The sequence below is a fragment of the Promicromonospora iranensis genome (assembly GCF_028994775.1).
Taxonomy (GTDB): Bacteria; Actinomycetota; Actinomycetes; order Actinomycetales; family Cellulomonadaceae; genus Promicromonospora; species Promicromonospora iranensis_A.
The window spans coordinates 85,895-107,098 of record NZ_JAJQMN010000007.1; the positions used below are offsets into that span (position 1 = coordinate 85,895).

The window sequence follows — 21,204 nt, forward strand, 5'->3', positions numbered from 1 at the left end:
ACGGATTCGGACACTCCTGTCAGTGCTCCGGATCGGCCAGCACCACAACCCCAGGAGGCGCCTCCACCAACGGAACCGTCCGCCGAGCAGCATCGCTCACATGGATCCGCGGGTGCGCAGGCGGCTCCGCCACGTAATAGGTCCCGGGCCCGTAGAGCTGCCCGTAACGAACGACGACCCCACCCGCATCCAGCACCGCGCCCTCGTGCCACGCGACGGCGTCGCCCCGCCCGGGCGGCGTCCACGCGATCGACTGCGCCAGCACCCGCGCCCCGCCCGCCGCCGACGCGGCCGCCAGGAGATTGGCCGTCCCCTCGGTCCGCATCCGCGAGTTCGCGGCAGCCCGCGCCGGGATTTCCGCGGCATCGTCAGGGAGATCCGTGAGCTGGTGCATCACCAGGTCGGGCTGCGAGCCGACGACGGCGGTCGTGAGTGCCTCGACGTCATACACGTCCACGACGACCGGGGTGCCGCCGGCCTTCTCGATCACGCCCGCGCGCTCGGGCGAGCGCGTCGTCCCCGTGACGTCATGGCCCGCGGCGACGAGCAGTGGCAGCAGTCGGGACCCGATCACGCCGGTCGCCCCGGCAAGGAAGATGCGCACCGGCTCACCCTATGAATGGGCCACGTCCCGGGGCAAAGCCAATCGCTCAAGCCTGCGTCCCGGGCTGCGCTCCGGGAATGTCAACCGTACGACGTGTAATTCACCTGGCCAGCGGGCCTACGTAGCCTTGAAGCCTGTCCGTACCCGAGGAGGTCGTTGATGGCTGGTCTATGGGGTAAGAAGTCTCGCGCGAAGAGCTTGAAGCGAGGCACATGGGGAAGTGAAACCACAAAGGGCCGCAGCAAGAGCCTGTTCAAGAGGCTGTGGGGCGGCGGTAGCAGCACCAAGCGCCGCAAGGGCGGCGGCCTGTGGTGAACGAATGAAGCGAAGGGCCCGGACCGTCGGGATCGACTGTCCGGGCTCTTATCCGCACCCAGAGCATCACGACTCCAGATACCGCAGAATCGCCTGCACCCGCCGGTTGTACCCGTCCTCGGCCAGCAGCCCCAGCTTGTCGAAGATCGCGTTCGAGTGCTTCTCCACCGCCGACGTAGACACGAACAACGCCGCAGCGATCCCCGCGTTGGTCCGCCCCTCGGCCATCAACGAGAGGACCTCCCGCTCCCGCTCCGTCAGCCCACCCAGCGCATGCGACGTGTCCCGGAACAGCTGCCGCACCACGTCCGGGTCCAGCACCAGCCCGCCGGCGTGCACGCGGTCCAGCGCGTCGAGAAAGTCGTCCACGCCCATCACCCGGTCCTTGAGCAGGTAGCCGACGGCGCGCGCGTCGTCGCCCAGCAGCACCTGCGTGAACTCGCGCTCGACGTACTGGGACAGCACGAGGATCCCGACCTCCGGCCAGCGCTCCCGGATCTGCACCGCCGCCCGCACGCCCTCGTCGGTGTGGGTGGGCGGCATGCGCACGTCCAGCACGACGACGTCGGGCCGCTCGGCCTCGAGCCGCGAGAGCAGCCCTTCCGCGGAGCCGTACGCGGCGACGACGTCGTGGCCCTCGTCGGTCAGGAGGCTGCGGATGCCCTCGCGGAGCAGGGCGGAGTCCTCGGCGAGCATCACGCGCACGGGAGGTTCACCTCGATCCGGGTCGGCCCGCCGGCGGGGCTGTCCACGGCCAGCGTGCCGCCCGCGGCGGCCACACGCCCGGCCAGTCCGGCCAGCCCGTGGCCGGGCGAGAGCACAGCGCCGCCGAGGCCGTTGTCGGTGATGGTGACGTGGGCCTCCGGGGCCGGGAGGTCTCGACGAGCTCGACCAACAGAGACAAGCACCCGCGCCTCATCAGCCCCCGAGTGCTTCGCCACGTTCGTCAGCGCCTCCGCCACCACGTAGTAGATCGTCGTCTCCACCCCGGGCGGCAGCCGCTCGGGTGACTCCCACTCCAGCACCGTGGGCGGCTCGGCCCGCGACACGAGCTCCGCCAGGACCGGCGCCAGCCCGTGCGTGTCCAGCGTCGTCGGCCGCACCCGCCACGCGACGTCCCGCAGGTCCGTGACCAGCAGCTCCGCCTCCCGCGCAGCCTGCTCCAGCAACAACGAACCCGAGGACGACGCGCCGACGGCCCGCCGCGCGCGGTTCACCAGCAGCCCCAGTGCCACGGCCCGCTGCTGCACGCCGTCGTGCAGGTCCCGCTCGATCCGCCCGCGCTCCGCGTCCAGGGCCGCCAGGAGATCAGCCCGGCTCACGGTCAGCGACTCGACCTCCGCCTCCAGCCGCTCGCTCCGGCTCGGCGCCAGCCACCGCGCGGCGGCCGACCGATCCAGGAGAGCCACGCCGATCAGCCCCATCAGGTCGAGGTACAGCAGGATCGCGCCGACCGGGATCATCCCGAGCAGCTCAGGCGTCGACAGCCCGTCGCCCTGGAATGCCTTGTCGACGGTGAGCCGCATGTCGAACAGCCACGACGCCAGCGCCGCGACGACCGCGAACAGCCCGTACGCGAACAGCCCCAGCACGAACGTGCCGATCAGGCCGACGCCGACCCGCGCCGCGAGATACCGGGCGGCACGGGGAGAGGTGAGCGCGGCGCCGTCGTCGGACCAGCCGAGAAAACGCACGGTGCGACGGCGGTGCCAGGCGACCAGGGTGCCCACCGGGCCGGGCGGCGCCGGACGGCGGAGCAGCACGGCCACCGCGCAGACCAGGTCGAGCGGCCAGGTCACCGTGCCGAGGGCGGCGCCCCACAGCATGCGGGCAGGGGTGCTGCGCCAGACGGCGGGGGCGGGGTCCACCTCGCCAGGATAGGGACGACGCCGGCCCCGCGGACTGCGGTAAACCACACCTCGTGCTGAGGCGCACCCGCCTGACCAGGGGGAGGACCGCAGTCCGCCGACCCCCGCCCGGTCAAATAGCGTAGGGACATGACGACACACAGCTTCGCCTCGACGGTCGCCGACTGGGCCATCGGACTCATGGAGACGCTCGGCGCACCCGGTGCGGGCGTTGCGATCGCCCTGGAGAACCTGTTCCCTCCGCTGCCGAGCGAGGTGATCCTGCCGCTGGCCGGCTTCACGGCCTCGCAGGGTTCCCTCGTCCTGTGGCACGTCCTGATCTGGACGACGGCGGGCTCCGTGGTCGGCGCCGTCCTCCTGTACGGGCTGGGAGCGTGGCTGGGCCGCGACCGCCTCCGCGCGATCGTCGACCGCATGCCGCTCGTGTCGCTGGAGGACGTCGACAAGGCCGAGGCCTGGTTCATCCGGCACGGCGACTGGGCGGTGCTCATCGGCCGGCTCATCCCCATCGTGCGCAGCCTGATCTCCATCCCCGCGGGCGTGGAGCGCATGTCGCTGGGGCGCTTCCTCGCCTTCACGACGCTCGGCTCCGGCGTCTGGAACACCCTGCTCGTGGGCGCCGGCTACCTGCTGGGGGACCAGTGGCACGTCGTCGAGCAGAGTGTCGGCGTGTTCCAGAAGGTCGTCATCGTGGTGGCCGTGCTGCTGGTCGTCTGGTGGCTCGTGAAGGTGCTGCGCGGACGCCGGGACCAGGACACGCCCCGGCACGTGCGAGAGCGCTGACCGGCACGTGCGAGAGCGCTGACCGGCTGGGTCAGCCCGCCGACGTCTCCGTGTGCTGACGCGCCGACACCTCGAGGCCGTCGGCGATCATCTTCAGGGCCTCCTCGAAGTCCCCGCCGTCCGCCGGCCGGGCGCTCGCGTTGTCCGGGTTCAGCGAGGACGCGGCCTCCGGCAGGAGCCCGAACGAGTCCGCGGTCAGGCGCTGCTGCTCGTGGAACGTGTACCCGACGACGAAGTGCATGACGGCCTCCGCGGCGACCCGCGACAGCGAGTCCGGCACGCCGTCGCGCCGGGTGACCGCCATCAGCTGCGGCCGGACCGGTGAGTCGACGAGCCCGAGCGCCAGCGAGCTCGACACGAGCTCGGCGGCGTCGCGGTAGGCGAGAAGGCACTCACGCAGCCGTGCGCCCAGCCGGCGCACGGCCTCGGACACGGTCATGTCCTCGACCCGCACGTGCTCCATCGGGGCGAGGATCCGCGCGCTGACCGAGGCGAGCAGCGCCTGCTTGTTCGGGAAGTGCCAGTACAGAGCACTGGCCCGCACCTCGAGAGCCGCGGCGATGTGCCGCATGGTGAGGTCGGGCAGCCCGTACTCGTCCAGGAGGCGGAGGGCCATCTCGGACACGTCGTCGCGGCTGTGCCTTGGTGATCCGCTCATCAGCACAGTATGGTGCAGAACGCCGTTCAGGTGAACACCGTTCAGGATGAAGCGAGGGCTCAGTGCACAACGACCACGGATCACGGCGAAGCGTCCTCGACGCGAGCGATCTCGCCCGCGTCGCCGTCTTCGCCGCCCTCATCGCGGCCCTGGGCCTGCCGGGCAGCTTCAGTGTCTTCGGTGGTGTGCCGATCACGGCGCAGACCTTCGGCGTCATGCTCGCCGGAGCGATCCTCGGACCGCGGCTCGGGGCGCTCGCCGTCCTCGCGCTGCTCGCGCTCACCGCGGCCGGGCTTCCCCTGCTGGCCGGCGGGCGCGGCGGCCTCAGTGTCTTCGTCGGACCGTCCGCCGGCTACCTGGTCGGCTGGATCGCCGGGGCGTTCGTCGTCGGCCTGATCGTGCACTCGGCCGCCCGCAAGCCGACGGCGTGGCGGACGGCGCTCGCGATGCTCGTCGGAGGCATCCTCGTGGTCTACGCCTTCGGCCTCCCCGTCCAGAGCCTGGTCACCCGGCTGTCCCTCGCGCAGACGGCGCTGGCCAGCCTGGTCTTCGTACCCGGCGACCTGGTGAAGGCCGCGCTGGCGACGGTCACCGTCAGCACGCTCCTGCGCGCCTACCCCCGCGCGTTCCGGCGGAACTGGCGCTCGAAGGCGCGCGAGGAAGCCGCGGGCACGGTTCCGCCGGCCGCGTGACAGGCCACATGACACCGCGCATCGTCGTGCTGGACGGCGCCACGGACGCGCTGGTCGAGCGCCTGCGCGCGGTGCGGGCCGCGGGCGACGTCCCGCTCGTCACCGACGGACGCCTGCCGGAGGCGCACCGGGAAGCCGTGCACGCTCTGGTGCGGGACGTGCGGTTGCCGTCGGGCGCGGCCTGGGCGGCGCTCACCTCCGGGAGCAGCGGCGCACCACGCGTCGTCGTGCGCACCGCCGCGTCCTGGGCGGAGTCGTTTCCCGCCGTCTCCGCGCTCCTCCACGACGCCGCCGTGCCGCGGTCCGAACGGGTGGTCGCCCTGCCCGCGCCGCCGTCGTCCTCGCTCACCCTGTTCTCCCTGGCGCACGCGCTGGGCGGCGGCCCGCGCCCCGTCTTCCCGGGACAGGGCCCGGACGGCGACCTCGCGGAGGCCACCGCCTTCCACGGGACGCCGCAGACCCTGCGCGCGCTGCTCGACGGCGGAAGGCTCCCGCGACTGCGGACCGCGCTCGTCGGCGGCTCCCACCTGGACCAGGGTCTGCGTGCGGACGCCGAGTCCCTGGGTATCCGGGTGATCTCCTACTACGGCGCGGCGGAGCTCTCGTTCGTGGCCGTCGACGACGGCACCGGCCTGCGCCCCTTTCCCGGTGTGGACGTCGACGTGCGTGACGGCGAGCTGTGGGTGCGATCCCCGTTCGTGGCACTCGGCTATCTCGGTACCGGCGGACCGCTTCGCACCGACGGGGCCTGGGCGACAGTCGGCGATCTCGCCGAGCTCGATGGGGATGCCGGGACCGGGACGCTCCGGCTCCGCGGCCGCGCGGACGGCGCGATCATCACCGCTTCCGCGACCGTGATACCCGAGGAGGTCGAGGCCGAGCTCCGTCAGGTTCCCGCGATCGCGGACGCCGTCGTCTTCGGGGTCCCCGCAGGAGGTGTCGGAGCGCTCGTCGCCGCGATGGTCGAACCGGCTCCCGGTTCCCCCGCGATCACCGCGAACTCGCTGCGCAGCAGTACGGCATCCCGGCTGGGGCCGGCGCACCGACCCCGGATCTGGTTCACCGGTGAGCTGCCGCGCAACACGTCGGGTAAGCCGGCTCGTGCCGAGATCGTCCGCCGCGCGCTCGCCGGGGAGGTGAGCAGGGTTGTCGGATGAGGCAGTCATCGTCGCCGCCCGCCGGACGCCGATCGGTACCCGCGGGCGCGCCCTCGCGTCCGTGGACGTCGGGCAGCTCGCCGCACCGGTCCTGCGCGCCGTGCGCGCCGACGCGGAGGCCGTGGCCGGACGCCGGCTCGCGATCGCCGACGTCGTGCTCGGCAACTGCATGGGCCCGGGCGGCAACCCGGCGCGGGTCGCCGCCCTGGCCGCCGGGCTGGGTGTCGAGGTGCCCGGCGCGACCGTGGACCGGCAGTGCGGCAGCGGCCTTGCCGCGGTGCTCGACGCCGCGGCGGCGATCCGGGCCGGGGACGATCGCCCGCGGCTCGCCGGCGGCGTCGAGAGCGCGTCGACGGCTCCGGTCCGGTCCGTGGACGGCGTGCGCTACGACCGCGCCCCGTTCACCCCGCAGGGATGGCCCGACCCGGACATGGTCCGGGCCGCGGAGGACCTGGCCGCGGCCGACGGCATCAGCAAGGAACGGCAGGACGCGCACGCCGCGCGCAGTCATCGCCGGGCGCGCGACGCCCGCGACGCCGGACGGTTCGCCGCCGAGCTCGTCCCGGTGGCAGGACTGACCGCGGACGACTCCGTCGGGGTCGCCGAGCGGGTGCTGTCCCGGCTACCCGTCCTGTTCGACGGCGGCACCCTGACCGCCGGGACGTCCACGCGCATCAGCGACGGTGCCGCGGCGGTCGCCGTCGTGCCGCGCCGGCTCGTGGGCCACGCACCGGGCCTCACGATGCGGGGGCATGCGGTGGTCGGCTGCGACCCCGCGCTGCCCGGGGTCGGGGCCGCGCCGGCCGTACGAGCCGCCGTCGACGCCGCGGGGATCGACCTGCGCGACGTCGCGGCGTTCGAGATCGTGGAGGCGTTCGCGGCCCAGTCGCTGGCCGTGCTCGGCCGCCTCGGCATCGACGACGACGACCCGCGCGTGTGCGCCGACGGCGGGGCCCTGGCCCTGGGCCACCCGTGGGGCGCGAGCGGCGCGGTCAGCGTGGTGCGACTGTTCGCGCGGCTCGTCCGCGCGGGCGCCCCCGCCGGGACGCTCGGTGTCGCGGCGGCGTCCGTGGGCGGCGGGATGGGCGTCGCGGCCGTCTTCGAGGTGGTCCGATGAGCGGTGTCGCACCCGGTGTCGCGCCCGGTACCGCGCCCGGTATCGCGCTCCAGGGCGTCCACGTGCGCCTGGGCGACACGGACGTGCTGCGCGACGTCACGCTCTCGCTGGAGGCGCGGACGATCGCCGTCGTCGGGGAGAACGGTTCGGGCAAGTCGACGCTCGCACGCCTGCTCAGCGGCCTGGTCGCCGCGGGTGACGGCACCGTGCGCGTCCTCGGTCTGGACCCGGTACGTCAGGCCGCGGAGCTGCGCCGCCGAGTCGCGGTCATCTTCAGCAACCCGGACGCGCAGATCGTCATGCCTACGGTTGCGGAGGACGTCGCGTTCTCGCTGCGCACCGAGAAGCTGCCGCGCGCCGAGAAGGCCGAACGGGTGGCCGCCGCGCTCGACCGGTTCGGCCTGGCCGAGCTCGCCGACCGGTCGTCGCACGACCTGTCCGGCGGCCAGAAGCAGCTGCTCGCCCTGTGCGGCGCCTTCGTCCGGCGGCCGGACCTGGTGGTCGCCGACGAGCCGACCGCGTACCTGGACGCGCGCAACGCCCGCCGGGTCGCCGACCACCTGCTCGCGGACGCCTCGCACCGGCTGGTGCTGGTCACGCACGACCTGCGGCTCGCGCAGCGCTGCGAGACGGCGGTGCTCGTCCAGGACGGTACGGTGACGCAGGTCGGGGACCCCGCGCAGGTGATCGCCACGTACGAGGCGGGAATCCGATGGTGACTCGATGGTGACGCGATGGTGACTCGATGGTGACTCGATGGTGACTCTGTACCGGCCCGGGAACGGCCCGTGGCACCGGCTGCCGGCGGGACCGAAGACGGCCCTCCTCCTGCTGGTCGTGCTCGGCGTGTGCCTGCTCCCGGCGACCTGGTGGGCCGCCGCGGTCATGGCCGCCGTCTGCCTCGCGTGCTACGCGCTCCCGGGGGCGGGGCTGCGTGAGCTCGGCCGCCAGCTCGTGACGGTCCGCTGGATCGTCGGCCTGACCCTTGCCGGCCAGCTGGTCTTCCTCGGCCCGGAGAGCGCCGCGGCGAACACCGCGCGCGTCGCCGTCGCCTGCGCGCTCGCCGCGCTGCTCGCGCTGACGACCCCGGCGACCGAGCTGCTGGAGACGATCGAGCGGGCGATGCAGCCGCTCGCGTTGCTGCGCATCGACCCGCAGCGTGCGGCCCTGACGCTGTCCGTGACACTGAGCACGCTGCCGGTGCTCGCCGGTCTGGCCCGTGACGTGCGCGAGGCGCAGCGTGCCCGTGGCGGAGGACGAAGTCTTCGACACTTCGCGATGCCGTTCCTGGTCATGGCGCTCAAGCACGCCGACCAGCTCGGTGAGGCCCTCGTCGCGCGCGGAGTGCGATGAGGCCGGTGGTGCTCGGCCCCACGGTCGACGAGCAGACCAGGTGCGTCCACTACCGGACGCCGCTGGACGTCATCGCGATCCGGTTCGCGTGCTGCGGCCGGTACTACCCGTGCCATCTGTGCCACGAGCAGACCGCTGACCATCCGTCGCGGCCCTGGCCGGCCGGAGCGGACGACGAGCGGGCGGTGCTGTGCGGAGTGTGCTGGACGGAGCTGACCATCGGGGAGTACCGGGGTGCCGGGCGATGCCCGTCCTGCGCGGCCGCGTTCAACCCGCGGTGTGCCCTCCACTCCTCGATCTACTTCGGGGAGCGCGCGCTCGGGCAGGCCGGCGCACAGGTCGGGTAGGCGGGCAGGCCGGGTAACACGGTGACGTCCCGGCCGCCGACCTGACAGAGTCGTCCCCGTGACCGACGACCGCACCGCACAGACCCTCCGCTCGATCGCCCCCTACCTGGCCGACTGGGCCGCGTTCCAGGCCGACTACCACGGCATGCCCGGCCTGCAGCTGGCCGTGGGCCGCCGCGGCGAGATCTTCGTCGACCTCGCCTGGGGCAAGGCGAACCTCGAGACGGGGGAGGACCTCACCAGCGACCACCTGTTCCGCGTCGCGTCCCACTCCAAGACGTTCACCACCGTCATGGTGATGCAGCTCGTCGAGCGCGGAGAGCTGCGCCTCGACGACACCGTCGGCGCGCTCGTCCCGGAGCTCGACGGCTCGGGCGCCGCCGCGATCACCGTCCGGGAGCTGCTCGGCCACCAGGCGGGCATCATCCGCGACTCGTCCGACGGCGACTTCTGGCAGCACCAGCGGCCCTTCCTCGACCGCGAGCAGGTGCTGGAGTGCGTGCGCACCGAGGGCATCGTGTTCGAGCCGAACGAGCACTTCAAGTACACGAACATCGGCTACAGCCTGCTCGGCATCATCATCGAGCAGGTCACCGGCAAGACGTACGACGAGGTGGCGCGTGCCGCCGTGATCGAACCCCTGAGCCTGACCCGCACCGGGACCGAGCTCGATCCCGAGCGCGCCGCCGAGTACGCGGCCGGCCACACCGGCCGGATCGTGCACGGCGACACCCGCCGTGTCATCCCGCACGTCGACACGCGCGCCATGGCCGCCGCCACCGGCTGGTACTCCACCGCGCTCGAGATGGTGCGCTACGGCACCACACACGTGTTCGGTGACACGACGCTGCTCACCGACAGGAGCAAGCGCCTCGTGCAGCGCCAGGAGTCCACCGTCACGGTCCGCGGCAAGGAGCTCGGCAGGTACGGCGTCGGCATCGAGCTCGGCAAGGTCGGCGACCGCGAGCTCGTCGGACACTCGGGCGGCTACCCCGGCCACATCACCCGCACCTGGATCGACCCCGTCGACGGGCTCGTCGTCTCCGCCCTGACCAACGCCGTCGACGGCATCGCCACCCAGATCGCGGGCGGCGTCATCCAGATCATCAACCTGGCGCTCGCGGCCGCGGAGGAGGTCGCGGCGTCCGGCCTGGCGGGCACGGGTGGGGACCCGTTGCCGCCCGTCCCGACGGACGCGCCCTTCGGGCGCTTCGCCAACCTCTGGGGCGTGGTCGACGTCGTGGACCTCGGCGGGATCGTGCACACGATCAACCCGCGCTCCCCGCAGCCGGTCGAGGTCGCGCAGCGGTTCCTGCTGTCGGACGGACGCCTCGCGCAGGAGTCCGTCGCCGGTTTCGGCACGGTCGGCGAGCCGGTCCAGGTCGAGCGGGACGCCGACGGTGCGATCGTCGCCGTCCGGCTCGGTGCGATGACGGCGTGGCCGGTCGAGGAGTTCCGGGCGCGCGTGCTCAGCCGGTAGGCGCATCCCGGCGCGTTCGTCGGCCGGAACGCGGGGAGAACCGGCTCCCGGCGTAGGCGAGCAGTTATCCGGCCGCCGCGCCGGGGCCGGGCAAGACGTCGACGTCGGTGGCGTGCATCGGCTGCCCGCACACGGAGCAGTGCAGCTCGACGTGACTGAACTCGCCGCAGGCGTGGTGCCGGTGGAGTGCGGGCGGGCCTGCCTCGCCGGCAGTCCACCGGTCGCCCCAGCCCACCATCACCAGCAGCAGGTCGCAGAGTTCCTCGCCCTTCGTGGTGAGCGTGTACTCGTGACGCGGTGGTCGGCTCGAGTACTGCTGCCGTGCCAGCACGCCCTTCTCGACCAGCCACTTCAGCCGTTCGGCCAGCACCTTGCGGGAGATGCCCAGGTCTTGCTGGAGCGCGTCGAACCGGGTGATGCCGACGTAGACGTCCCGCAGGATCAGTGGCGACCAGGGCTCCCCGATGACGTCCAACGTCCGGGCGATCGAGCAGGCCATGTCGCCAAAACGGGTTCGCTGCATGGCGCCAGCCTACGCAATTGAGTTGCCTCAAGGAACTCACTCGACCTAGCCTGAACTGGTTAGTTCCTTCAAGAGACCATGCGTGAGGGAGATAGCCGTGAACCAACCCCGAACTGTCTCGCCGTCGGAGTGGAGGACCGCGCTGGACGCATTGCGGGCGCGGGAGAAGGCGCACACCAGGGCGGGGGACGCGCTGGCCGCTCAGCGGCGCCGGATGCCGATGGTCAGGATCGACAAGGAGTACAGCTTCGAAGGGCCGGACGGCCAGGTGAGCCTGGTCGACCTCTTCGAAGGACGGAACCAGCTCATCACCTACTGCTTCATGTGGCACGACCCCGACGACGTCTGCTCGGGATGCTCGATGTTCACCGACAACATCGGGCACCTGGCACACCTGCATGCGCGGGACACCTCGCTGGCGCTGGTCTCCCGCGGCCCGCTCGGCGAGATCCTCCCGTTCAAGGAACGGATGGGCTGGAACATCCCGTGGGTCTCGTCGCTCGGCAGCGACTTCAACGACGACATGGATGCAGGCGACGGATTCGCGCTGAACGTCTTCCTGCGCGACGGCGGCACCGTGTACCGCACCTATGCCACCACCGGCAGGGGCGTCGAACAGCTCGGCAGCAGCTGGAGCTTCCTCGACCTGACTCCCTTCGGCAGACAGGAGGACTGGGAGGACTCGCCGGAGGGCCGGCCCCGGACCGCGCCGTACGAGTGGTGGCGCCTGCACGACGAGTACGAGGCCGCACCAGCACGAGGAGGCGCGCAGTGACCGGCGGGAGCCCCACCGCCGAGCTGCTGTTCGACGAGCGGGACGCGACACCGATGAGCACGGACGAGGCGACGGTGAAACCGTGGCACGAGGCACGCGCATGCCTGGAGTCGGCGCCCAAGGCGTGGCTCTCGACGGTGCGGCCGGACGGACGTGCCCACGCCATGCCGCTGATGCCGGTCTGGGTGGACGACGCGCCGGTCTTCGCCACGCGCCCGACGTCCCGCAAGGCGAAGAACCTGGCCCGCAACCACCACTGCGTCATCACGGTCTCCGACGACACCCTCGATCTCGTGGTCGAAGGTGAGGTCACGCAAGTGCGGGCGGAGTCCGAGCTGCGCCGTGTGGCGGCAGCTTTCATGGCCAAGTACGGCTGGGAGTTCACGGTCCGCGACGGCAACGTGTACGATAGCGGTCTTCCTGGCTCGCCCGAGTACGGCTTCTACAGGGTGACCCCGATCCGCGCCTTCGGCTACGGCTCCGACGGGCTCACGGCCACCCGCTGGCGGTTCTGACGACCGGCCCGGCCGTCGGCCGGGCGACGAAGTCACGGCAGATGGTCACGGTTCGGCTCGACCACAGCCAAGGTCTTCGGGTGAGTGCGCCGCCGTCGCGGTAGCGTAACCAGGTGACTTTCAACGAGGGCGGTCAGTTCGAGGGTGGCCGGGTCCGCAAGGGCGGCGGACGCCGCGGCGCCGTCGCCGTGGGTGGCGGAGGCGGCGTCGCGATCGTCATCGCGCTGGTCTACATGCTGGTGACGGGCAACAGCCCGACGGACATCCTCGGCGGCACGACGTCGGGCGGCCAGGGAACCGGCGAGACGGGTTACATCGGGGAGTGCACGGCCGAGGAGGCCAACAGCGGCCCGGAGTGCCGCCTGAACGCCGCCGTGCAGTCGCTCGACGCCTACTGGGAGACCACCCTCCCGGAGCAGGGCGGGGTCGAGTACCAGCTGCCGGAGGTCGTGAGCTTCACTGACGCCGTCGACACGGGCTGCGGCTCGGCGACGTCGGCCACGGGGCCGTTCTACTGCCCGGCCGACATGACCGTCTACGAGGACCTCGCGTTCTACGACCAGCTGTCCAGCCAGTTCGGCGCCAAGGGCGGGCCGCTCGCCGAGATGTACGTGACGGCGCACGAGTTCGGACACCACATCGAGAACCAGCTCGGGCTGTTCGAGCGGGCGGACCGCTCGGGCACCGGCCCCGAGTCCGACTCGGTGCGCATCGAGCTGATGGCCGACTGCCTCGCGGGCATGTGGGCGGGCACAGCCGCCACGACCGAGGACCCGGACACGGGCGTCCCGTTCCTCGAACCGATCACGCGGCCCGAGCTGGAGCAGGCGCTCTCGGCAGCGGCGGCCGTCGGTGACGACAACATCCAGCGGAGGTCGGGCGGCGACGTGAACCCCGAGGCGTTCTCGCACGGATCGAGCGAGCAGCGCGTCAAGTGGTTCGGCATCGGCTACAACGGCGGCACCATCCAGGACTGCAACGCGCTGGACGCGTCGTCGCTGTAGACATACGGTTGGCGCATGCACCTCAGCGCACGCACGACGACGCCGGACCCCTCCGGCGCGCGCTGACACTGCACTCAGCAACCCAGGCCCCGGAGCTCGCTCCGGGGCCTTTGTCTTGCCCGGCACCGGGGCGGCTCCTCCATCGAAGGAGCAACCATGAACGACGCTGTCACCCTTGATCACCGCGAGCTCGGCCGCGACATGCGGATCTTCGAGTCGAGCCCGCTCGTCGGTCCCGGCCTGCCGCTGTGGCTGCCTGCCGGCGCGGCGGTGCGCTACGAGCTGGAGCAGTACGCCCGCGAGGTGGCGCTGCGCACCGGCTGCGAACCCGTGTACTCGCCGGTGCTCGGCAAGCGGTCGCTGTTCGAGCGGTCGGGCCACTGGGCCAAGTTCGCGGACGACATGTTCCCACCCATGGTCATCGACGGCGCCGGGCCCGACGCCGACCCGCTCGTGCTCCGCCCCGCCAACTGCCCGCACCACGCGCAGATCTACGCGTCCGAGCCGCGCTCGTACCGGGACCTGCCCGTGCGGTACTCCGAGCTGGCGCCGATGTTCCGTGCGGAACGGTCCGGCGTGCTGTCCGGGCTGAGCCGCGTGCGGCAGATCAACCTCGACGACGCGCACGTGTTCTGCCGTCCCGACCAGGTGGCCGACGAGGTGCGTGTCGCGTTGTCCGCCGTCCTGGAGGTGCTCGACACCCTGGGCATCGAGGTGTTGTACCTGCGGCTGTCGGGCCGGGACGACTCGGGCAGGTGGCTCGGCGCGCCCGAGCAGTGGGCCGCGGCGGAGGAGGCGCTCCGGGCGGTGCTGGCCGAGCTGGCGGCGCCCGCCGGGCTGGACTGGCACGCCGAACCGGGCGAGGCCGCCTTCTACGGGCCCAAGATCGACGTCCAGGTGCTCGACGCGCGCGGGCACGAGGAGACCCTCGCGACCGTGCAGCTCGACTTCAACCAGCCCGAGCGGTTCGACCTGACCTACGTCGCGGCCTCCGGCGCGCGGGAGCGCGTGGTGATGATCCACCGCGGCACCGTCGGAGCGATGGAGCGCATGGTCGCGTTCCTCCTGGAGCGGCATGCCGGACGGCTGCCGTTCTGGCTCGCGCCCGTGCAGGTCTGTCTGCTGCCGGTGGCCGACCGGCCGGCAGCTGCAGGGCAGGGTGAGGGGCAGGGTGACGGGCAGGGCGTCGGTAGCTTGGTGGTCGACAGGGTCGACGAGCTGGCCGCCGACCTGCGCGCCCGGGGTCTGCGCGTGCGTGTCGAGCGGGAGGGGTCGCTCGGCAACCGGATCCGCCTGGCCCGGAAGAGCCGGGACGCGCTGCTGGGCGTGCTCGGGCCACGCGAGATCGAGGCGGGGGTGCTCGCGGTGACCGATCCCGGGTCGGGCGTGAAGACCTCCGTACCGCTCTCCGCGCTGGGGGACAGGCTTGCGGAGGCGGCTCGGCGGCGTTCGGCGCGCGTCGTGTGGTGAGCGGTTGGTCTCGACAGGTTCGACCTGCGGTGGGTCGGGCTCAGGCGGCCCAGGTGCGGTGGTCCCGAGCCGCCAGGTGGACGATCTCCAGCTCGCGCTCCGTGAGCATCGGCTGACGGCTCTCGAGCCACGGCACCAGCTCGTCGGCTGTGAGCACCTCGACGCCGTCGCGCGGCCCTTCCACGCGGGGCTGGTCGGTCCGGACGAACACGATCAGCGGCTGCACGGTGACCGGTACGCGTGTCGCGCGGTCCAGGATCTGCTGGGTGCGGGCAGCGGCGTACAGGGCGGTGTCGGCGGTGATGTCGTGGCCCGGACGGTACACGCTCTGGATGGTGTAGACGCCGGAGGGGCCGATCACGAGCTGGTCGAGCTCGACGGCGTCCGTGCGCTGCATCCAGCCCGGCGAAGGCCGCTGCAGGGAGCCCGTCGTCGGGCGCTGCAGCGAGCCCGTCGGAGGGCGCAGCCCTGAGTCGGTCAAGGGCTCCATACGGATCGAGTGGAGGACGCGCCAGACGGGCCGGTGGGCCACGAGCTCCCAGAGCTCCTGGGCGACGGCCCTCGCGCCGGCGATCCGACGGCTCAGGGCGCGGTGCCGCTCGTCGGGCTGTCCGCTGAGCCGGCCCCGCAGGATCGCGGAGGCATGCTCCCGGGAGTAGGCGCGACGTTCGTCGATGAGGTGCTTGGCCGGCCGGTTGTTGCTCAGGTCATCCCCGCGGGCCAGGCGGCCGGTGCGGAGATTGGGTAGTGCGTCGGCGATGGTGACGGGAACGCTGGGGGAGTCGGTGCCCATGATCGGACGGTACGTCCGACAGCCTGGAGCCGCGCGTTCTGGCGGTAAAACGTGGCTCGGATCACCCGCTACCCCGCCCGTCGCGCACCCGGCCGGGCCCGATGGTGCGCGGTCGGCAGTCCGTCACATGATCGGTAGCTCGGAATGCCGACTACCTGACGAACTACCGACCACCACGGTCAGGCCGCGGGGAACGCGCGGCGGGCCACCAGCACCACCACCAGCGCCGTCATGACGAGCGCCGCCCCGGTGTAGGGCACGGCGGTGAACCCGACGCCGTCGAGCACGAGCGCCCCGAGCGCCGCCCCGCCGCCGATCCCGATGTTGGCGGTCGAGTTGACCAGGGCGCCGACGACGTCGGGCGAGGCGCCCCGGGTGCGGATGGCCGCCGTCTGGAAGACGGCGGCGACCGCGCCGAAGCCGATGCTCCACACGGCCGCGGCGGCGAGCGTGCCGACCGTGCCGGGGAAGGCGAACCCGAGCGCCAGGATGCCGCCCGCGACGACCACGAGGGTCACGACGGTGGTCTGCCGGAGCCGGACGTCGAGCCGGGCGGCGGCGTACGCGGCGCCGATGAGGCCGAGCGCGCCGATCAGCAGGAGGGCGGGGCCGAGGGCCGCCGTCGCGAGGCCGGTCGCCAGCAGCAGCACGGAGACGTAGGTGTAGACGGTGTAGTGGCCGAGGTAGGCGAGCGCGTTCGCTGATGTGACCTGGGCCAGCGCGGTGCGGCGGGCGCCCCGGGCGGCGTCGGCCGGGGGAGCGCCACCGCCGGCGACGGACGGCAGCAGCAGCGCCGTGAGCACACCGGCGAGCGTGCACGCCCCGGCCAGGACCACGAACGCGGCGCGCCAGCCGAGGGCGGTGCCGAGCGACGTCGTCAGCGGCACGCCCAGCACGAACCCGGCCGACGCGCCCAGCGTGACCAGGGCCAGGGCACGCCCCGCGAGGTGCGGGCGCACGAGGCGGGACGCGTACCCGATGCTCACCGAGAAGAAGACGGCGTGGGACGCGCCGCCCAGCGCCCGGGCCACGGCGACCAGCGCGAACGTGGGCGCGACCGCGACGATCACGTTGCTCAGGACGTAGACGCCGAGGGCGGTGAGCAGGAGGGTCTTGCGCGGCAGCCTGCGTGTCGCCGTCGTCAGGGGCACGGCGAGCACCGCGACCATGAACGCGTAGGCGGTGACCAGCAGGCCCGCGACGCCCTCGGAGACCTCGAGGTCGTCGCTGATCAGGGGGAGCAGGCCCACCGGGACCAGCTCGGTGGTGATGGCGACGAACGTCGCGAGCGCCAGGGCGAAGAGCCCGCCCCCGGCCTCCCGAACCCCCTGTGGCTGCCAGTTCACGGCTGTCCGTCGGGATGCAAACATGCTCCCCATCCTGACACCCTCCCAGCCCCGTTGAGTGCTGGGTATTTGTGCTGTCGAAACGTTCCGACGGCACAAATACCCAGCACTCAACGGACTGTGGGTCAGTCCAGAGCGCGGAGACGGACCGAGTCGAAGAGTGCCGTCGTCGCCGGGGACGCCCCGCCGCCGGCGTAGATGCCGACCGCCGGGTCGGTGCCGGCCGGGAGCGTCCACGTGGCGCCGAACCGCCAGCTCCTGCCGTCGCGTGAGCTGGCCGCCCGGTACTCGTGCTCGCCGGTCGCCGGGTCGGTCGTGTGGAACAGGCGCAGGTGCATGGTGTCCGCGACCGGTCCGGAGACGTGACCGCCGAACCAGGTACGGCCGTCGGCGGTGAGCTCCTTGCCGAACTCGACCTGGCGCGTCTGCCAGATCGACACCGGCGCCAGCCGCAGGAAGTCGTCGTCGCCCGCGTGCACCAGCAGGCCCGCCTGCTGGTAGTTGCGCACGGTGTTCTCGCCCAGGGGCAGGGTGACGGTGGCCTCCAGCACGTAGTCGCCGTCCGGGGCGTCGCGCAGCAGCGCGGGGGCGTCGTTCGCCGAGCCGACCAGGTCGTGGCCGGTCAGCGGCCAGGAGAGCGCGCCGTCCTCGATGTCGGCCGCAGCCGGCTCGTGCAGCCAGCGCCAGCCCGGGTCCAGCGCGCCGTCGAACTCCTCGGCGAACGTGACGGCGCCGGCCCGGGGCTCGGCCACCCGCCGGGTCACCGGGTCGTGCGCGGCGACCACCGTCAGGTTGTCGAGCTGCGTCTCACCGCCGTCGGCCGCCAGGCTCACCGCGGCCCGCCGGGGGAGCGGGCCACGCGGCTCGAACCGCACCTCGGCGTCCACGTCGCCCAGACCGCTCGACGACAGCCGCGCGGCGACCGCACCGTCCCGCGCCTCGACGCTCAGGACGTGCCAGTCGCGCAGGTCCACGTTCGCGGGCACCGCGGCCCGCAGCTGCCGCTTCCCCTGCCCGACGACGAGCTCATGCGCCCCCGCGTCCAACCGCACGGACACCGCGGCCGGACCTCGCCCGCCGAGCGTCGTCGTGAACGACCCGTCGGCGTCCGGCAGCCGCACGTCGGCCTCGACCCGGACGTCCCGCGGAGCCGGGGCCGTCCGGGCCACGGCGGCGTCCCGCCGACTCGGCACCAGGCGCGCGATCGCCCCGGCGTCGCCCGAGCCGTCGGAACCCCGGGCGAGCGTCCCCGCCACCCGCCGGAGCCCGGACCCGGACGCCGGGTCGTCGCTCACGATGCCGAGCCCGCTCGCGGACACCGGCCCCGGCTGCGGACCCTCGCTCGGCCCCGCACCCGCGTTGACCACCGGCCACCCGTCGATCCAGTCCATCCGGTCGATCAGCGTGGGCCGACGGTTCACGCCGCCCGGCTCCTCGAGCCACGCGTCGTCCTTGTCGATCGCGTGGTAGAGCATCCAGTCCTGCCCCGACACGTCGGTCAGCACCGCGTGGTGCCCGACGCCGATCCACCGGTTCCCGTTCTGCGCCACCACCTGCGTGCCGCCCACCCGCGACTCGTCCAGGCGCACGCCCTCGTGATCGGTGAACGGGCCCAGCGGCGAACGCGACCGGCCCGTGTACACGCTGTACCCCGTCACCGGGCCCGCACAGCAGTTGGCCGACGACCCCATGAGGTAGTACCAGCCGTCCCGCTTCACCACGAACGCGCCCTCGTACCGGTCCGCGACGGTCACCCGCGTGGGCTCACCCACCGCGCGCGTGCCGGTCTCGTCCAGCTCGGTGACCCAGATGCCACCGTTGAAGCCGCCGAAGTAGAGGTAGCGCGACCCGTCGTCGTCCGCGAACAGGGCCGGGTCGATCGTGTTGAGGTAGCCGTCGCCCGCCGCGGGACGCGGGTCCAGCACCGGCCCGCCCGAGTCCGTCCACGGCCCGGTCGGTGTCGGCGCCGTCGCCACGCCGATCGTGTAGTCCCACGGGTCAGGGTTCGCCGCCGTGTCCGTCACGGTGTAGTACATGACGTACTGGCCGTCCACGTACCGGATGTCCGGCGCCCAGAAGTACGAGGCGCTCGCGGCCCAGGACGGCCGGTTCTCCTCGTCGAAGATCGTGCCCACGTAGTCCCACGACTCCAGGTCCCGGGACTTCGCGACGTGCATGTTGCCGAACGGCCCGCCCGAGACGAGCGGGTCGCTCGTCGCGTAGAGGTACCACCAGCCGTCCTTGCCGCGGATCACCGCCGGGTCGGCGTAGGTGTCGGCGAACGGTTCGGTGATCGGGTTGGTAAACGTGGTGGCGGGCGGCTGCGCGCTGTTCGACGGCGGTGGCGTGGCCGCCGCCGGAGCGGTGGCGCCGCCGTCGGGCAGGGTCGTGGCGCCCAGGGCCAGCGCGAGCGAGGCGAGCACGGCGACGAACCGTATCTCCATGGGTCTCATCCCTTCGGGAGGTCGCACCGCGTCGTCGGTGACGCGGCCGTGGCTTCCTTGCGACGGATTTTGATACAACGTAGTACCAGGCGTGAAGGTACCGTCGGCCGGCCGGTTCCGTCCAGGGCTGACGCGGGACGGACGTGAGGCAACGCACCGTAATCCCTGGACGATGGGCACTAGACTGGTTCGGCCCCCGTCGCTGTGGGCTGAACGATCAACCACCACCCCTAACTGTGAGGACCATCTGCGTGATCACTGCCCATGGCGTCGAGCTGCGCGTCGGCGCGCGCGTGCTGCTGAGCGAGGCGAACTTCCGGGTCGCCTCGGGCGACCGGATCGGCCTGGTCGGTCGTAACGGTGCCGGCAAGACCACGCTGACGAAGACCCTCGCGGGGGAGACCCAGCCGACGGGCGGGCAGATCGTGCGCGGTACCGACATCGGCTACCTGCCGCAGGACCCGCGTACCGGCGACCTCGAGGTCCTCGCGATGGACCGTGTGCTGTCCGCGCGCGGGCTGGACCACGTCATCGCGCAGATGCGGCGGGCCGAGGGTGACATGGCGTCGGCCGACGCGGCGACGCAGGCCGCCGCGATGGAGCGCTACCCCAAGCTCGAGGCGCGCTTCCTGGCCGCCGGCGGTTACGCCGCCGAGTCGGAGGCGCAGATCATCACCGCGAACCTGGGCCTGGACGAGCGTGTCCTGGCGCAGCCGCTCGGCACGCTCTCCGGTGGACAGCGACGCCGGATCGAGCTGGCGCGCATCCTGTTCAGCGGCGTCGAGACGCTGCTGCTGGACGAGCCCACGAACCACCTCGACGCGGACTCCATCATGTGGCTGCGCGACTACCTGCGGGCGTACAACGGCGGGTTCATCGTGATCAGCCACGACGTCGACCTGCTGCGCGCCACCGTGAACAAGGTGTTCCACCTGGACGCCAACCGGGGCGAGCTCGACCAGTACAACCTGGGCTGGGACGCGTACCTGGAGCAGCGCGAGACGGACGAGCGGCGTCGTCGGCGAGAGCGGGCGAACGCCGAGAAGAAGGCGGGCACGCTGCTCGCCCAGGCCGAGAAGATGCGCGCCAAGGCGACCAAGGCCACCGCCGCGCAGAACATGATCAAGCGCGCCGAGAAGATGATGTCGGGGCTGGAGGCCGAGCGTGCCTCGGACCGCGTGGCCAAGCTGCGCTTCCCGACGCCGGCACCCTGCGGACGCACGCCGCTGACGGCGAACGGGCTGTCGAAGGCGTACGGCTCCCAGGAGGTGTTCGCCGGGGTGGACCTGGCGATCGACCGCGGGTCACGGGTCGTCATCCTCGGCTTCAACGGTGCGGGCAAGACGACGCTGCTGCGGATCCTCGCCGGTGTGGAGGCGCCCGACACGGGCGAGGTCGTGCCCGGGCACGGGCTCAAGCTCGGCTACTACGCCCAGGAGCACGACACGCTCGACATGAACGTGACGGTCGTGGAGAACCTGCGGCACGCCGCGCCGGACCTCACGGACACCCAGGTCCGCTCGGTGCTCGGCTCGTTCCTGTTCAGCGGCGACGACGCCGAGAAGCCCACCAGCGTGCTGTCCGGCGGCGAGAAGACGCGGCTCGCGCTGGCGACGATCGTCGTGTCCGGCGCGAACGTGCTGCTCCTCGACGAGCCCACCAACAACCTCGACCCGGCGTCGCGTGCCGAGATCCTCGGTGCGCTCAAGACGTACGAGGGCGCGGTCGTGATGGTGACGCACGACGACGGCGCCGTGGATGCGCTGGAGCCCGAGCGCGTGCTGCTGCTGCCCGACGGCGACGAGGATCTCTGGAGCGACGAGTACGCGGAACTGGTGTCGCTGGCCTGACGCCATTCTCGACCGGCATGAGGTTCGAGCGGGGTCGGCGGTGACTGCAGGTCTGCGGGATGGGTTGCCGTCCGTAGACACCGTCTACTCAGGGCAACACGACGACCAAC

At 72.4% G+C, this 21,204-nt stretch carries 21 protein-coding genes; 13 read left to right on the forward strand and 8 right to left on the reverse strand.

The features are described from left to right. Positions 1 to 19: 19 nt before the first annotated feature. From LUU90_RS14450 to LUU90_RS14460, 3 genes are all read right to left on the reverse strand, one after another. Positions 20 to 604 carry an NAD(P)H-binding protein gene (locus LUU90_RS14450; RefSeq protein ID WP_275004133.1) on the reverse strand — a complete coding sequence of 195 codons (585 nt, stop codon included), beginning with the start codon at positions 602 to 604 and terminating at the stop codon, positions 20 to 22. A 381-nt stretch (positions 605 to 985) separates the two neighbouring features. Next, a complete protein-coding gene (locus LUU90_RS14455; protein ID WP_275004134.1) occupies positions 986 to 1,624 on the reverse strand; it encodes a response regulator transcription factor in 639 nt (212 codons plus the stop codon). After that, positions 1,615 to 2,787 carry a sensor histidine kinase gene (locus LUU90_RS14460; protein ID WP_275004135.1) on the reverse strand — a complete coding sequence of 391 codons (1,173 nt, stop codon included), beginning with the start codon at positions 2,785 to 2,787 and terminating at the stop codon, positions 1,615 to 1,617. The genes LUU90_RS14455 and LUU90_RS14460 overlap by 10 nt, the downstream gene beginning before the upstream one ends. A gap of 129 nt (positions 2,788 to 2,916) precedes the next feature. Here LUU90_RS14460 and LUU90_RS14465 point away from each other — a divergent pair, with 129 nt between their 5' ends. Beyond that, positions 2,917 to 3,570, forward strand: a complete 654-nt coding sequence (locus LUU90_RS14465) for a DedA family protein (protein ID WP_275004136.1) — start codon at positions 2,917 to 2,919, stop codon at positions 3,568 to 3,570. 31 nt (positions 3,571 to 3,601) lie between these two features. On the opposite strand, the gene LUU90_RS14470 is transcribed toward LUU90_RS14465, so the two are convergent. Continuing rightward, complete coding sequence (locus LUU90_RS14470; RefSeq protein WP_275004137.1) at positions 3,602 to 4,228, reverse strand: TetR family transcriptional regulator; 627 nt, start codon at positions 4,226 to 4,228, stop codon at positions 3,602 to 3,604. Between the two features lie 62 nt (positions 4,229 to 4,290). Between LUU90_RS14470 and LUU90_RS14475 the strand changes: the two genes are divergently transcribed. From LUU90_RS14475 to LUU90_RS14505, 7 genes are read left to right on the forward strand one after another with little or no spacing between them, the layout of a single operon-like run. Next, positions 4,291 to 4,920 (forward strand): biotin transporter BioY, encoded by a 630-nt coding sequence (locus LUU90_RS14475; protein ID WP_275004138.1) that lies wholly within the window; start codon positions 4,291 to 4,293, stop codon positions 4,918 to 4,920. An 8-nt stretch (positions 4,921 to 4,928) separates the two neighbouring features. Further along, positions 4,929 to 6,077, forward strand: a complete 1,149-nt coding sequence (locus tag LUU90_RS14480) for an ANL family adenylate-forming protein (protein ID WP_275004139.1) — start codon at positions 4,929 to 4,931, stop codon at positions 6,075 to 6,077. Further along, positions 6,067 to 7,194, forward strand: a complete 1,128-nt coding sequence (locus LUU90_RS14485) for a thiolase family protein (RefSeq protein ID WP_275004140.1) — start codon at positions 6,067 to 6,069, stop codon at positions 7,192 to 7,194. The genes LUU90_RS14480 and LUU90_RS14485 overlap by 11 nt, the downstream gene beginning before the upstream one ends. Next, positions 7,191 to 7,913, forward strand: coding sequence for an energy-coupling factor ABC transporter ATP-binding protein (locus LUU90_RS14490; protein WP_275004141.1), 723 nt, complete (start codon positions 7,191 to 7,193; stop codon positions 7,911 to 7,913). The genes LUU90_RS14485 and LUU90_RS14490 overlap by 4 nt, the downstream gene beginning before the upstream one ends. A gap of 37 nt (positions 7,914 to 7,950) precedes the next feature. Next, the gene (locus tag LUU90_RS14495; RefSeq protein WP_275004142.1) at positions 7,951 to 8,547 is read left to right on the forward strand and encodes an energy-coupling factor transporter transmembrane component T; all 597 of its coding nucleotides are present in this window, start codon (positions 7,951 to 7,953) and stop codon (positions 8,545 to 8,547) included. After that, positions 8,544 to 8,894: a CHY zinc finger protein gene (locus LUU90_RS14500; RefSeq protein WP_275004143.1), complete on the forward strand. Its 351-nt coding sequence runs from the start codon at positions 8,544 to 8,546 to the stop codon at positions 8,892 to 8,894. The genes LUU90_RS14495 and LUU90_RS14500 overlap by 4 nt, the downstream gene beginning before the upstream one ends. Before the next feature lie 58 nt (positions 8,895 to 8,952). Then, positions 8,953 to 10,374 (forward strand): serine hydrolase domain-containing protein, encoded by a 1,422-nt coding sequence (locus LUU90_RS14505; RefSeq protein WP_275004144.1) that lies wholly within the window; start codon positions 8,953 to 8,955, stop codon positions 10,372 to 10,374. A 64-nt stretch (positions 10,375 to 10,438) separates the two neighbouring features. Here LUU90_RS14505 and LUU90_RS14510 read toward each other — a convergent pair whose 3' ends face one another. After that, positions 10,439 to 10,897, reverse strand: coding sequence for a winged helix-turn-helix transcriptional regulator (locus tag LUU90_RS14510; RefSeq protein WP_275004145.1), 459 nt, complete (start codon positions 10,895 to 10,897; stop codon positions 10,439 to 10,441). A gap of 97 nt (positions 10,898 to 10,994) precedes the next feature. On the opposite strand from LUU90_RS14510, the gene LUU90_RS14515 reads away from it, so the two are divergent. The 4 genes from LUU90_RS14515 (at position 10,995) to LUU90_RS14530 (ending at position 14,661) form a co-directional block, all read left to right on the forward strand. Further along, a complete protein-coding gene (locus LUU90_RS14515) occupies positions 10,995 to 11,672 on the forward strand; it encodes a DUF899 domain-containing protein (protein WP_275004146.1) in 678 nt (225 codons plus the stop codon). Beyond that, complete coding sequence (locus LUU90_RS14520; protein WP_275004147.1) at positions 11,669 to 12,187, forward strand: pyridoxamine 5'-phosphate oxidase family protein; 519 nt, start codon at positions 11,669 to 11,671, stop codon at positions 12,185 to 12,187. The genes LUU90_RS14515 and LUU90_RS14520 overlap by 4 nt, the downstream gene beginning before the upstream one ends. Before the next feature lie 113 nt (positions 12,188 to 12,300). Beyond that, on the forward strand, positions 12,301 to 13,191 hold the full coding sequence (ypfJ, locus tag LUU90_RS14525) for a KPN_02809 family neutral zinc metallopeptidase (RefSeq protein ID WP_275004148.1): 891 nt from the start codon (positions 12,301 to 12,303) through the stop codon (positions 13,189 to 13,191). A gap of 156 nt (positions 13,192 to 13,347) precedes the next feature. Beyond that, positions 13,348 to 14,661 carry a threonine--tRNA ligase gene (locus tag LUU90_RS14530; RefSeq protein WP_275004149.1) on the forward strand — a complete coding sequence of 438 codons (1,314 nt, stop codon included), beginning with the start codon at positions 13,348 to 13,350 and terminating at the stop codon, positions 14,659 to 14,661. A gap of 40 nt (positions 14,662 to 14,701) precedes the next feature. Here LUU90_RS14530 and LUU90_RS14535 read toward each other — a convergent pair whose 3' ends face one another. The 3 genes from LUU90_RS14535 to LUU90_RS14545 all read right to left on the reverse strand — a co-directional run bounded on the left by LUU90_RS14535 (position 14,702) and on the right by LUU90_RS14545 (position 19,244). Then, positions 14,702 to 15,454, reverse strand: a complete 753-nt coding sequence (locus LUU90_RS14535) for a hypothetical protein (protein WP_275004150.1) — start codon at positions 15,452 to 15,454, stop codon at positions 14,702 to 14,704. A gap of 179 nt (positions 15,455 to 15,633) precedes the next feature. Further along, positions 15,634 to 16,824: an MFS transporter gene (locus tag LUU90_RS14540; RefSeq protein ID WP_275004151.1), complete on the reverse strand. Its 1,191-nt coding sequence runs from the start codon at positions 16,822 to 16,824 to the stop codon at positions 15,634 to 15,636. A gap of 101 nt (positions 16,825 to 16,925) precedes the next feature. Further along, entirely contained in the window at positions 16,926 to 19,244 is a 2,319-nt protein-coding gene (locus tag LUU90_RS14545; protein WP_275004152.1) for a family 43 glycosylhydrolase, read from the reverse strand. A gap of 251 nt (positions 19,245 to 19,495) precedes the next feature. On the opposite strand from LUU90_RS14545, the gene abc-f reads away from it, so the two are divergent. Then, a complete protein-coding gene (gene abc-f, locus LUU90_RS14550) occupies positions 19,496 to 21,094 on the forward strand; it encodes a ribosomal protection-like ABC-F family protein (RefSeq protein ID WP_275004153.1) in 1,599 nt (532 codons plus the stop codon). The last annotated feature ends 110 nt before the right edge of the window (positions 21,095 to 21,204 follow it).